Annotated in this window: 10 protein-coding genes; 3 read left to right on the top strand and 7 right to left on the bottom strand. The window is 73.1% G+C overall.

Annotation, left to right across the window (positions count from 1 at the left end; genetic code table 11):
• Positions 1-20: 20 nt before the first annotated feature.
• Positions 21-2,147 (top strand): putative bifunctional diguanylate cyclase/phosphodiesterase, encoded by a 2,127-nt coding sequence (locus tag ACFY0X_RS22790; RefSeq protein ID WP_387756995.1) that lies wholly within the window; start codon positions 21-23, stop codon positions 2,145-2,147.
• A gap of 216 nt (positions 2,148-2,363) precedes the next feature.
• Here the strand turns inward: ACFY0X_RS22790 and ACFY0X_RS22785 are convergent, their stop codons facing one another.
• Positions 2,364-3,455, bottom strand: coding sequence for an LLM class flavin-dependent oxidoreductase (locus ACFY0X_RS22785; protein WP_387756994.1), 1,092 nt, complete (start codon positions 3,453-3,455; stop codon positions 2,364-2,366).
• Between the two features lie 642 nt (positions 3,456-4,097).
• On the opposite strand from ACFY0X_RS22785, the gene ACFY0X_RS22780 reads away from it, so the two are divergent.
• Together ACFY0X_RS22780 and ACFY0X_RS22775 are read left to right on the top strand one after the other, a co-directional pair.
• Positions 4,098-4,685: a DedA family protein gene (locus ACFY0X_RS22780; protein WP_387757067.1), complete on the top strand. Its 588-nt coding sequence runs from the start codon at positions 4,098-4,100 to the stop codon at positions 4,683-4,685.
• Between the two features lie 476 nt (positions 4,686-5,161).
• On the top strand, positions 5,162-6,439 hold the full coding sequence (locus ACFY0X_RS22775) for a hypothetical protein (RefSeq protein ID WP_387756993.1): 1,278 nt from the start codon (positions 5,162-5,164) through the stop codon (positions 6,437-6,439).
• 149 nt (positions 6,440-6,588) lie between these two features.
• Here the strand turns inward: ACFY0X_RS22775 and ACFY0X_RS22770 are convergent, their stop codons facing one another.
• The 6 genes from ACFY0X_RS22770 to ACFY0X_RS22745 form a co-directional block, all read right to left on the bottom strand.
• On the bottom strand, positions 6,589-7,494 hold the full coding sequence (locus ACFY0X_RS22770; RefSeq protein ID WP_387756992.1) for an alpha/beta fold hydrolase: 906 nt from the start codon (positions 7,492-7,494) through the stop codon (positions 6,589-6,591).
• A complete protein-coding gene (locus ACFY0X_RS22765; RefSeq protein ID WP_387756991.1) occupies positions 7,491-8,576 on the bottom strand; it encodes a branched-chain amino acid ABC transporter permease in 1,086 nt (361 codons plus the stop codon). The genes ACFY0X_RS22770 and ACFY0X_RS22765 overlap by 4 nt, the downstream gene beginning before the upstream one ends.
• 251 nt (positions 8,577-8,827) lie before the next feature.
• Positions 8,828-9,694, bottom strand: a complete 867-nt coding sequence (locus tag ACFY0X_RS22760) for a branched-chain amino acid ABC transporter permease (protein WP_387756990.1) — start codon at positions 9,692-9,694, stop codon at positions 8,828-8,830.
• A complete protein-coding gene (locus ACFY0X_RS22755; RefSeq protein ID WP_387757065.1) occupies positions 9,694-10,497 on the bottom strand; it encodes an ABC transporter ATP-binding protein in 804 nt (267 codons plus the stop codon). Before ACFY0X_RS22755 ends, ACFY0X_RS22760 begins: the two co-directional genes overlap by 1 nt.
• Before the next feature lie 56 nt (positions 10,498-10,553).
• Entirely contained in the window at positions 10,554-11,294 is a 741-nt protein-coding gene (locus ACFY0X_RS22750) for an ABC transporter ATP-binding protein (protein ID WP_387756989.1), read from the bottom strand.
• 92 nt (positions 11,295-11,386) lie between these two features.
• The gene (locus ACFY0X_RS22745; RefSeq protein WP_387756988.1) at positions 11,387-12,658 is read right to left on the bottom strand and encodes a substrate-binding domain-containing protein; all 1,272 of its coding nucleotides are present in this window, start codon (positions 12,656-12,658) and stop codon (positions 11,387-11,389) included.
• Positions 12,659-12,896: the final 238 nt, after the last annotated feature.

Below are 12,896 nucleotides of genomic sequence, written 5' to 3'. Positions count from 1 at the left end.
GCAGCGGACGGGAGCATGCCGTGCCGGGCCAGAACGAGGGGGCCGACGCACACCACCGGGGCGTGCGGCACGAGGGATCACCACGCCACCGCCACCTCGCCTCGCCGGTCCTGGGACCGGCCGCCGGATCCGCCACCGGGCCGGGCGCGGGACCGGACACCGGGCCGACCGCGGGGGCCGTCACCGCCCGCAGCGCCTGCGGGACGCTCGCGGAGCCGGAACTGCTGCTCTGCCCGACCTGTTCGGCCCCGCTCACCGCCGACGCCCACCGGGACCGGGACCGGGCCCTCGCCGACGGCGGCACCGACCGGGCGGACGGCGGCACCGACCGGGCCGAGGGAGGCACCGACCGGCTGCTGGCCGCGCTGCGGGCCAGCGAGTCCCGGTTCCGGGCCGCCTTCTGCGACGCCGTCATCGGCATGGCCCTGATCGACGCCGAGGACCGGATCATCGAGGTCAACCCCGCCTTCGCCAGCCTGATCGGACGGAGCGTCGGAGACCTGGTCCGCACCCACCTGCACGAGATCATCGACCCGGAGGGCATGCCGGACCGGCTCTTCTCCGAGCTCGTCCACGGGGAGCGGGAACGGTTCCGCGTGGAGAAGCAGCTCAAGCACCGCGAGGGCCACACGGTCTGGAGCAAGGTCACCGTCTCGCTGATCCGGGACGGCGCCGGGGAACCGCTCTACACCCTGGCGCTGGTGGAGGACATCACCGAGCAGCGCCGGCTCGGCGACCGGCTGGAGTACCAGGCCCTGCACGACCCGCTGACCCGGCTGCCCAACCGCGCCTCCTTCTTCGAGCGGCTCGACGCCGCCTGCCTCGCCCCGGCCGACGGGCCGGGCCCGACCGGGGCCTCGGGCGAACGCCGGGTGGGGGTCTGCTACCTGGACCTGGACGGCTTCGCGGCGATCAACGAGGCGCTCGGCCACCACATCGGCGACCAGCTGCTGATCGCCGTCGCCACCCGGCTGCGGCACGGGTTCGAGGGGCGCGACACGCACCTGGTGGCCCGGATGGGCGGCGACGAGTTCGCCGTCCTGGTCACCGACAGCCTGGGCATCGCGCAGCTGACCGAGCTGGCCGACCGGATCCTGGAGATGCTGGAACGTCCCTTCGACGTCGCCGGGCACCGGCTGGTGATCACCGCCAGCGTGGGCGTGGTCGAGCGGTCCGTGCACGAGACCACCCCGACCGACCTGGTCAAGGACGCCGACGCCACGCTCTACTGGTCCAAGGCCGACGGCCGCGCCCGCTGGACCCTCTACGACCCGGACCGCGGCGCCCACCAGCTCACCCGGCAACTGCTCGCCACCGCGCTGCGCCCGGCCCTGGAGCGCGGCGAGTTCACCATCGAGTACCAGCCACTGGTCGGGCTGGCCGACGGAACCGTGCACGGCGCGGAGGCGCTGGTCCGCTGGCGCCACCCCCGCTACGGGACGCTCTCCCCGGACCGCTTCATCCCGCTCGCCGAGGAGACCGGCGCGATCGTGCCGCTCGGGACCTGGGTGCTGGAGGAGTCCTGCCGGCAGGCCAGGCAGTGGCTCGCCGAGTTCCCCGAGACCGAGACCTTCGTGAGCGTCAACCTGGCCGCCCGCCAGATCTGGGACTCCGACATCGTCGCCGACGTCGCCCGGGCCCTCGAACGCACCGGCCTGCCGGCCCGGCTCCTCCAGCTGGAGATCACCGAGAGCGCCCTGCTCGGCCCCGGCGGCCGACCCCTCCAGGCCCTCCAGGCGCTCGCCGACATGGGCGTGCGGATCGCGATCGACGACTTCGGCACCGGCTACTCCAACCTGGCCTACCTCTCCCGACTGCCGGTGCACGTGCTCAAACTGGACGGCACCTTCATCGAGGGCTTCCGCGAGCCCGCCGCGGCGGACCGCCCCGGCCGCCCGGAACTCGGCTCCCGCCGCAGCGACGCGGACGAGCAGATCGTCGGCGCGATGGTGCAGCTCGCCCACACCCTCGGCCTGACCGTCACCGCCGAGGGCATCGAGAGCGCCGCCCAGGCCGAGCGCCTGCGGCTGACCGGCTGCGACACCGCCCAGGGCTGGTACTTCGCCCGCCCCGGCGAGGCCGAGCTGGTCGCGGCCATACTCCGCGAGGGCCGCCCCGCCCTGGACGGCGGCAGCCGCCGGGGCTGAGGCGGGGGAGGCGGCTGCCGGGTCGGGCCGCGGCGGGGCCGGTCGCCGAGCACGCGGTCGCCGTCTCGGCGCCCCCGTTACGCGTCGCCGTCGGGCACGTTCCTGTCGCCGGGTCGTTCCCGTCAGGCTGTTCCCGACCTCCCGACGGCGGGGCGCCGCCGTCGGGAGGTCATCGCGAGGGGCATCGCCGGGGCCGCCGCCGTCAGGCGGTCGACGTCAGGCGGTCGACGTCAGGCCGTACGCCTCGGCGATCAGGCCGTACGAGCGGAGGCGGGCCTCGTGGCCGTGGATGTGCGAGGTGACCATCAGCTCGTCCACGCCGGTCCGCTTGCGCAGCGCCTCCAGCCCGTCGGCGACCCGGCCCGGGTCCCCGAGCACGACGTTGTCGAGCCAGCTGTCGATGAAGTCCGCCTCGACCGGACTGTACGGGTACTGCTCGGCCTCCTCCGGAGTGGGGATCGGGCCGGGGTTGCCGCGCCGCAGCCGGAGCATGCCGAGGGCGGCGGAGCGGGCCAGGCGCCGGGCCGAGGACTCGTCGTCCGCGGCGACCGCGCTCACGCCGATCAGCGAGTACGGCTCGGCGAGCACGGCGGAGGGGCGGAAGGACGACCGGTAGAGGTCCAGCGCGGGGATGGTGTTGGCGCTGCTGAAGTGGTGGGCGAAGGCGAACGGGAGGCCGAGGCGGCCGGCCAGCTGGGCGCTGAAGCCGGAGGAGCCGAGCAGCCAGACCGGCGGGCGGTTCTCGCCCTTGGGAACGGCCGTCAACCGGGCGTACGGGTGGCCGTCCGGGAAGTCCCCGTCGAGGAAGTGGGTCAGCTCGGCGAGCTGCTGCGGGAAGTCGTCCGCGCCCTCGGCGAGGCCGCGGCGCAGCGCCCGGGCGGTGGCCGGGTCGGTGCCGGGGGCGCGGCCGAGTCCGAGGTCGATCCGGCCGGGGTGCAGGGCCTCCAGCAGGCCGAACTGCTCGGCGATGGCCAGCGGGGCGTGGTTGGGGAGCATGACGCCGCCGGAGCCGAGCCGCAGCGTCGTGGTGTTGGCCCCGAGGTGGGCGAGCAGGACGGCGGGGGTGGAGCTGGCGACTCCGGGCATGCCGTGGTGCTCGGCCACCCAGAAGCGGTGGTAGCCCCACTGCTCGGCCCGGCGGGCCAGCTCGGTGGTGGCGGCGAGGGCCTCGGCGGGGGTGTGGCCGGCGCCGACGGTGGCCAGGTCGAGGATCGAGAGCGGAGCGGGTGCCGTTCCCCGGGCGGTGCCCCGGATCGCCGCGTCGGCCGTCGGCTCGGTCGCGTGCTCCTGCTGGTCCTCGGTGGTCATCCCGTCCGCCCTCCTGGCTGCCGTCCTTGAGCCGGCCGTCATGGGTGACCGCGCGGGCCCGGGTGGCCCGACGGTCGCTGTCGCCGACGGGGGTCAACCATGGCCGGGGGCTGACTGTTCCCGCCTCCGGGATGTCGTCCGGCCAGGGTCCGGTCGGGTTTCGGCCATTTCGCACGGAAGTCGGGTTGAAGCCCCGGCTGACGCAGAGCCAGCGGGCGAACACGGTTGGCGACTTCCCGCCAGCGCCGGAAGTCGCCAGCACGAGGTCTCGCGGCAGCGGGCGGGCGTCCGGCAGGCTGGGGGCCAGGAGCGGGTCGCCGGAGCGGGATCCGTACTCCACCAGCAAGATCGTCGGGCTGGACCAGCACCGGACGATCACTGCGAGCCCTCGGCGCGGCACCCCGCCCCGGGGGCTCGTTCCAGTTGCGGCGGCCCTCCGCCGCCGGGGCGGCCCGCCGCCCGGCCCGACCGCACGACCTGCCAGGTCACGCGGTTCGCCGCCCGGAGCGCGGCCGGAATCAGCGGCCGTGATCCATGCCATACCGGGGTGCTTCATGGCATGAAAAGTCGAGGCGCTAGCGTTGACCCCTGCAGCCACCTGCTCCCCCGGGAGGCGTGGAGGGAGTAAGGGCCTTGAACTTCGTGGCGGCGGTCGGATCCTCGTGGATCTGCGCGCTGGCGCTCGTCGCCGTGCTCGGGGACGCCCTCCTTCCGTTCATCCCCAGCGGGACGCTGGTCATCCTGGCCGTGCTCAAGACGTCGCAGATCAACGGCGCCCCTCTGATGCTCGGACTGGGCGTGGCGGTCGCCTCCTTCCTGGGCGACCTCCTGCTGCTCAACCTCGCCCGGCGTGGCGCCCCGGTGCTGCACCGCCGACTCGCCCGGCGCCCGAAACTGGCGGCCAGTGTGACCCGGGTCCAACAGGCCCTGGTCGAACGCCCCCACGGCGCGGCCGCCGCGATGGTGGTGATCGCGCGGTTCGTCCCGGCCGGGCGGACCGTCCTCGACCTGGCCATCGGCCACTCCCCCACCCATCCGCACCGGTTCCTGCACTGGTCGGCGCTGGCGGCGCTGATCTGGGCCGCGTACATCGTGACGCTGGGCTGGCTGAACAGCCACTGGTTCAACACCGCCTGGCTGAGCCTGGTGGTCTCCTGCGCGGCGGCCACCGCCATCAGCACCGCGATCGCGCGCATGGTGCGCCGCACCCGGCGGCTCGCCGCGCTCTGACGATCCGACCGGCGACCGCTCCCTGACGGCCTGCCCGCCCCTCGGTCGCTCACTCCGGCGGACACGCTCCGACCGCCCGTCCCCGCTCCGGCCGACATGCCCGGCCGTCCCGCTCCGGTCGGCGCGTCCCTTAGTGGGCTTCAGGCCTACCCGGCCCGACAAGGGGCAAAAGTTTTCCCAAAAGGGCGATCAACCGGGCCGAACGCTGACGAACTCCACCGGGGAGCGGGCTGCCCGGAGGTACCGTACTGACCGGGCCGCACGGGGGTGGACAGCGTCACAGGACGGCAACAGTCGACGCATCTCCGCAGCCCAGCCGGATGCGCCCAGCGTGTTGAGAGTCGTCAGTGCTCGACGACCTTGGTGGCCGTTGCGGCGGCATGACATGCTAACGGCGGAATAATCATCAATTGCCCGATTTGACCGGTGCGGTTGCGGACCGCCCTCACCACCGGCATCGGCACCCAGGGGAGACCATGACCAGCATCTCGCGCAGGACGGTGCTCAGTGCGACCGCTGCGACCGCGGCCCTCGGCGCGGTCGCGGCCTGCTCCAGCGGCGGATCCGGTTCGGGCCAGGGTTCCGCCTCTCCCGGCCCCAGCGGCACGAGCACCCCCCGGAGCGGCACCGGCGACCCCACCCAGGCGGTGGTGCCCAAGGGCACCCCGATCGGTGACGGCTCCAACGCGGACACCGGCCCGCAGCCGAACCAGCCCAAGCCCGAGAAGCTCAAGCCCGGCGAGCGGCCGCCGCAGTTCGTGGTCTTCTCCTGGGACGGCGCCGGCGGCACCGAGGACGGCCAGTTCCCCCGCTTCCTGAAGCTGGCGGAGCAGCACAAGGCCACGATGACCTTCTTCCTCTCGGGCATCTACGCCCTGCCCAAGGGCAAGGCCGACCTGTACCACCCGCCGAAGCACTCGGTCGGCGCCTCCGACATCCCGTACCTGTCGGACGGCGCGGTGAAGAGCACGCTCAAGCTCATCAGCCAGGCCTGGCTGGCCGGGCACGAGATCGGCACCCACTTCAACGGGCACTTCTGCTCCAGCCGTCCGGACAAGAACGGGGTCAACGTGTGGACTCCGGAGGACTGGCAGAGCGAGATCGACCAGGCGATCGGCTTCGTCACCCAGTGGCGGACCAACACCGGCTTCACCGACGTCGACCCGCTCCCCTTCGACTACAAGAAGGAGCTCATCGGCGGCCGCACCCCGTGCCTGGAGGGCCAGAAGGCGCTGCTGCCGACCATCGCCAAGCTGGGCTGGAAGTACGACGCCAGCTCCTCGGGCGGCCTGCAGATATGGCCGCAGAAGGTGCAGGACGGCAAGGTCTGGGACTTCCCGCTGCAGTCCATCCCGTTCCCCGGGCACAACTTCCAGGTCCTGTCGATGGACTACAACATCCTGGCCAACCAGTCCAAGGGCAGCACCAAGGGCGACCCGGCCATGTACGGCGAGTGGCGCACCCAGGCCGCGAACTCCTACCTGGCGGGCTTCGAGCGCGCGTACAACAGCAACCGCGCGCCGTTGTTCATCGGCAACCACTTCGAGCAGTGGAACGGCGGCATCTACATGGACGCCGTCGAGGAGACCCTCAAGGCCGTCGCCGGCAAGCCCGACGTCCGGCTGGTCTCCTTCAAGCAGCTGGTCGAGTGGCTGGAGGTGCAGGACCAGTCCACCCTGCGCAAGCTGCGTTCGCTCAACGTCGGCCAGGCGCCGGCGGGCGGTTGGGAGAGCTTCCTCGGCACGGCCGGCTGACACCGGGCCGACGTACCGGGCCGATCCGGACCGGCGTACCGGCCTGACGCGTCGACCGGCGGACGGCCGAAGCACCGGCGGCGGTCGGCGGGTTCTCGCACCCCGCCGGCCGCCGTTCCCCGTACCAGTCGGATCCCGGGGCGGCTCGGCTACCCGACGGCGAGGGCGTCCGCCAGCAGTATGCGGACGATGCGGTCCGCCCCGGCCTCGCCCCAGAGGATCGAGTAGTGGTTGGTCCCCGGCACCGGCGTGGCCGTCACCTTCTCCGGGTCCAGCCCGGCCAGCCCGATCCGCCCGTGGTCGTAGAGGCCCTGCGGCTCGTCCAGCAGCCCGCGCTCGGCCCAGAGCAGGTCGGCCGGGCAGGGCAGCCGGTGCACGGCGGCGGCCGCGTCCTCGTCCAGCAGGACCTGGGCGCCGTCGGTCTGCACGGCCTCCAGCACGCAGGAGGAACGCAGTTCGGGCTCCGCCCCGACGAGGTCGCGCTGGGTGTAGGCGTCGATCCCCTCGGTCCACCCGCCGGCGAAGGCGGGGTGCCCGCGCCAGAACTCCCGGTAGGCGTCCCGGTCCGGGAAGGTCGTGGACAGCCGGGCCAGCGCGGGGCCGAGCACCGCGGCCAGGGCGTCCTGCTCGCGGACGCCCCGCGGCAGCGGGAAGGTCACCGCCCCGTCGACCAGCAGGACGCGCCGGACCAGGTCGGGGTGCCGGACGGCGGCCAGGGCGGTGACCCAGGCCCCCATCGAGTGGCCGACCACCATGGCGGGCCCCGAGCCGAGAGTGCCGATCAGCGCGGCCACGTCGTCGGCGTGCCGGGCCAGTCCGTACGGTCCGGCGACCGAGCGGCTGGCGCCGCGGCCGCGCAGGTCGGGCGCGAGCAAGGTGACCCGGCCGGCCAGTCGGCGGGCGACCTCGTACCAGGCGAGGCCGTTGGCGGTGATGCCGTGCACCGCCACGACCGTCGGGGCCCGCGGGTCGTCGGCCGGCCAGCGCAGGACGGCCAGGTCCCCACCGGGCACGGGGACGGTCAACTCCTCGGGCTTCAGCGGCGACTGGCTCACGCGGGGGTACCTCCGGTGGGGTGGGCGGTTCCGGGGCCGGCCGGCGCCGGAGCGGACCGGGCGGATCGGTCGGCGCGGATGCGGGCAGGCAGTCTAGCCAGGCCGCCGGGCAGCAGGTAGACCACGGCGACGAACAGGGCGCCCAGCAGGAACAGGGGTTGGGAGAGCGGCACGCGCAGCGCCGCCGGCAGGTCGGCGACGGTCGACGAGTTGGCGAGGTCGCCGAGCCGGTGGCTCGCCCAGGTGTAGAGGACCCCGCCGAGCAGCGGCCCCCAGCGGGTGCCGGAGCCGCCGAGGACGACCATGACCAGGAGCGCGAGCGTGGCGTCCGAGGTGGCGGCCTGCGGGGTGGCGCCGCCGGTCAGCAGCAGGTAGACCACCCCGCCCAGCCCGGCGAGCCCGCCGGCCAGCACGAAGGCGACCAGCTTGTAGCCGTACGGCCGCAGCCCGAGCACCTCGACCCGGCGCTCGTTCTCCCTGATGCCCTCCCAGACCCGGCCCATCGGCGAGTTGACGGCCCAGTGGACGGCGGCGAGCGTCAGCACCAGGTAGCCGACGGCGATCCAGTAGAGGTTGGCGGTGTTCTCGATCCCGAGCAGCCCGTCGGGCAGCAGGTCGGCCGGGGCGGAGCGGCCCTCCTCGCCGCCGGTGACACCGCCGGGGTTGCGCTGGACGAGGATGGAGCCGGCCTGGGCGAAGGCCAGGGTGACCATGGAGAAGCCGATGCCGGTGACGCGCAGGCTGACCGAGCCGAGCAGCAGGGCCAGCAGCACGGAGCAGGCGACACCGAACACCGCGGCGGCGGCGAACGGCAGTCGCAGCTCCAGCATGCCGAGGTCGGTGGCGTAGAGGCCGGTGGCGAAGTAGAGCGCGTGGCCGAAGGAGAGCAGTCCGGTCCGACCGAGCAGGAGGTCGTAACCGGTGGCGAGGGCCCCGTACAACAGGCACAGGGCGAGCAGTTGGAGGCTTCCGGGGCTGCCGAGCGGGCCGTCGAGCAGTCCCGGGACGGGAAGCGCACTGTATGGGGCGACAAGGAGCGTGATCAGCAGGGCGATCGGCCACCAGCGTAGCGCTCCGTGCATGACTGTCCAGCGATTAGTGACTGAATCACCTGTTCGAGGGATGGCGCCGGACCCGGCCCTGTGTTCACAATGGGTCTCGGCAAGGCCGGTGTCAGTCCCCCTTGCCACAGTGGCGGTGTCGGCGGAGCTGGTGTCAGTCCCCTCTGCTGACATGGTGGTCACGGCAGGGCTGGTGTCAGTCCCCCCTGCCGGAACGGCGGCGCTGCGGCCGGCCGCGGGGCCACCGGTGCTCGTGATCGGTGTTTCGGCGCTCACGCGAGCCTCCCGGTGAGTCCACGGGGTCGGACGAGAAGCAGCACGGCGAGCAGGACGACGACCGAGAGGTCGCCGAGCCCGGCGCCCGTGTAGTAGTTGGCGAACTGCTGGACGAGGCCGACGCCCACCGAGGCGACGGCGGCTCCGGTCACGGAGCCCATGCCGCCCATCACCACCACGACGAAGGCGAAGATGAGCAGGCCGGTCCCCTGGCCGGGATTGACCGAACCGAAGTAGAGGCCGCCGAGGGCGCCGCCCAGCGCGGCGGCCGCCCCACCGAGGGCGAAGACGAGGGTGAACGCCCTCCGGACGTCGATGCCGAGCGCCGTGACCATCGCCCGGTCCTCGACGCCGGCCCGGACGATCAGCCCGTAGCGGGTGCGGGCGAGGAACAACCGAAGAGTGAGCAGCAACAGTGCGGCGGCGGCCACCAGCACGAAGCGGTTGACCGGGACGGTCGCACCGAGCACGTGCCAGGTGCCGGACAGCAGCTCCGGCTGGGGGAAGGGGCGGGAGTCCGCGCCCCAGATCCCCATCAGCAGGGCGGGTACGGCCAGCCCGACCCCGACGGTGGCAAGGATCTGGTCGCGCGGGCGGCTGTAGAGCGGCCGGATCAGGAAGAGCTCCAGCAGGACGGCGGCGGCCGTCCCGACCAGGGTGCCGAACGGCACCGCGAGCCAGAAGGAGAAGCCGGCCTCGGCGCCGGCCCACCAGGTGGCATAGGCGCCGATGGAGAGCAGGGCGCCGTGCGCGAAGTTGAGCACGTCCATCAGACCGAAGATCAGCGACAGACCGGAGGCGACCAGGAAGTACAGCGCACCGAGACCGAGCCCGGTACAGAAAAGGAGGACGACGGTGTCCATCAGGGCTTCACCTCGGCGGTGACGACGGGAGTGGCCGGGGAGGCGGCGGGCCGGGGCCCGCCGGCGAGCGGGTGACGGGAGCCGACGCCGAGCAGGCGGCGGGCGGCCTCCTCGTCGGCCAACAGCTCGGCGGTGTCCCCGCGGTGGGCGGTGCGGCCGTCGGCCAGGACGGCGCAGGTGCCGGCCAGCCGGCGGACGAGGGCGAGGTTCTGCTCGACCAGCAGGACGGGCACGGCCTCGGCCGCACGGGCCAGCACCTCGGCCACCTCGGCGACGATCTTCGGGGCCAGGCCCTTGGTGGGCTCGTCGGCGATGATCAACCGGTTGCGGTTGAGCAGCGTCCGGCCGATCGCCACCATCTGCTGCTGGCCGCCGGAGAGCGTCCCGGCCAGCTGTCCGGCACGCTGCTTGAGTTCGGGGAAGAGCTCGTGGACGAGCGCGTAGTTCGGCTCACCGGCCCCGTCCCCGCTCCCGGCGGCGCGCTCGGCGAGGCGGAGGTTCTCGGCGACCGTGAGGCCGGCGAAGATCCCCCGGTCCTCGGGCGCGTACCCGATGCCGTGGCGAACGACCAGATGCGTGGGAAGGGAGGAGAGTTCGGCACCGGCGAGCCGGATGCTTCCGGTACGCGGCACCAGGCCCATGACGGCCTTGACGGTGGTGGTCTTTCCGGCGCCGTTGCGGCCCAGGAGAGCGGTCACCCCGGCGGGGGCCACGTCGAAGTCGACACCGTGCAGGATGTGCAGCCCGTCGACGACCACCCGCAGATCGCGGACGGAGAGGAGGGGATCGACAGCCGGCGGCAGCGAGGAGGCGAAGTGCGCCGCGGGAGACGGGCGCTGAGCGGAGAACGGAGAGGAGGTCACAACGCCTCACCCAGGTAGGCCTGTTGCACGGTCGGGTCGGCCATCACGGCCTCGGGGGTGTCCAGGGCGAGCAGGGTGCCGTGGTGCATCACCGCCAGCCGGTCGGCCAGGCCGAGCAGGACGTCCATGTGGTGCTCGACCATCAGGACGGTCCGGCCCAGGTCACGGTGCACGGAACGGATCAGCTCGGTGAGGGCGGGCACCTCCTCCGCGCTGACACCGGCCATCGGCTCGTCCAGCAGGATCAGCCGGGGCTCGGAGACCAGCAGGACGGCCAGCTCCAGCTTGCGCTTCTCCCCGTGCGAGAGCGCACTGGCCAGGGTGTCCGCGCGGTGGGTGAGATCGGTGCGTTCCAGGGTGTCGGCCAACTGCTGCTCGTAGCGGTCGGCCCGGCGCCAGAGCCGGTACGAGGCACGAGGCCCGGCCGCCGCCTGGGCGGCCAGACGGACATGGTCGGCGACCGTCGTGCCCGGCCAGAGGGAGGAGGTCTGGAAGGTGCGGCCGAGCCCGCGGCGGGCCCTGGCGTGCACCGCCTCGGCGGTGATGTCCGCGCCGTCGAGGTGGAGGCTGCCGTGGGTCGCCGGGTAGATGCCCGAGATCAGGTTGAAGAGGGAGGTCTTGCCGGCGCCGTTGGGCCCGATGAAGGCGATGAACTCGCCTTCGCCGACCGAGAAGGAGACGTCCTCGACGATCGGCACGCCGCGGACGGCCCAGCCGAGCCCGTCCAGACGCAGCACCGGAGAGGAGGACGAGGACGGCCCGGAGAACGCAGAGGGCCCGGAGGCGGGGGCGGCGGAAGGAGTGGAGGAGGTACGGGCGGACATCGGGATCAGCCCGCCATCGGGGTGACCGGGGGTGCCGCCTCGTCCGCGGTCAGGGTCTTCTCCACCGAGGGCTTGGCGGCGGCGCCGTTGCCGGTCAGCCGCACCTGGAACATCGGCTGGAGCAGCGCGTGGTCCTCGGCGCGGACGGTGGTCTTCCCCTTCACCCCGTCGAAGCTCCAGCCCTCCAGCGCCTTGACCAGGGCCGAAGTGTCGTCGGTGGAGCCGTGGTTGGACTCGACGGCGTGCACGATCATCTGGGCGGCGGTGAAGCCGTCCGGGGTGAAGATGTCCGTCTTCCCTCCGGCGGCGGTGACGGCCTCGGTCATGGCCTTCTCCACCGGGGTGCCGGCGGCGCCGTCGAAGTAGTGGTTCAGGAAGGAGATCTTCTCGCCCGCCGGGCCGAACAGCGGGTAGGAGGCGGCCAGGTCGAGGCCCGTGACGACCTTGGTGTCCGCGAACGCGTCCTGCTGGTTGAGCGCCGTCCACAGGGCCGAGGCGGTGTCGCCGGCCCAGGCGACGAACAGCAGGTCGGGCTTGGCGGTCTTGGCCTGGGTGGCGAAGGGGGTGAGGTCGGTGGCGCTCGGCGGGGCGAGCACCTGGTCGACCGTCGCCCCCTCGGCACCGAGCACCGCCTTCACGGCGGCCACGTTGGCCTGGCCGAAGGCGTTGTCCTGAGCGAGCACGGTGACCTTCTTGCCCTTCGCGTCACCGACGAACGAGGCCGCGGTCCTGATGTCCTGGTAGGACTGGCGGCCGGAACGGAAGGTGTACTTGTTCAGGCCGGTGGCCTTGTCGGCGGCGGCCGGTCCGCTGATGAAGAGCACCTTGTTCTGGGCGGCGATCGGGCCGACCTGGAGGGCCACACCGGAGGCGGTGGATCCGGCCAGCACCTTGTAGCCCTTGCCGATCAGGTCCTTGGCGGCGGACACCGCCTTGGCCGGGTCGCCGGCGTCGTCCTGCTCCTCGAACTCGATCCTGTGCCCGTCGACCGCCCCGGTGCCCTTGGTCGCGTAGTTCAGGCCGGCCTTGAAGCCCTCCAGGTACTGCTTGCCGTAGGCGGCCAGTGGCCCGGTCTTGGAGTACACCAGGCCGACCTTGACCGGGCCCTTCGTTCCACCGTCCGCCGCGCTCGTCCCGGCCGTACCGGCCTTGGCGCAGCCCGAGGCGAGCAGGACGCAGGCCGCGAGGGCGGCGAGCTTCCGGGCCGGGCCGCCGGTCAGGGAGTCACCCGGGCCGACGCCGGCGGCAGTCCTGGAGGGCGTTGTCGAGCTGCGCATGATGACCGACTCCTGAGGTGCGGCGGGGTGATTGCGGGAACCGTAGGTGTGCGGTGGGGGCGGCGACATGTGCCCGGCCGATGCATCAGGCCATCGGGATGTGGCTCCGGCCTCCATACCGTCGGCCCGCCGCTGTTCTCCGGGCGCCCAGGTGTGGGACACCGACACGGTTCCCCGCTCACCCGTGGGGGCGGCCGCCATGGCTGATGCGGCCCCGGCCGGTGACGGTGGAGGGGCG

The organism is Kitasatospora sp. NPDC001547, assembly GCF_042894165.1.
Classification (GTDB): Bacteria; Actinomycetota; Actinomycetes; order Streptomycetales; family Streptomycetaceae; genus Kitasatospora.
The sequence above is the reverse complement of the archived record's forward strand: the minus strand, read 5'-3'. Positions and strand labels throughout refer to the sequence as shown.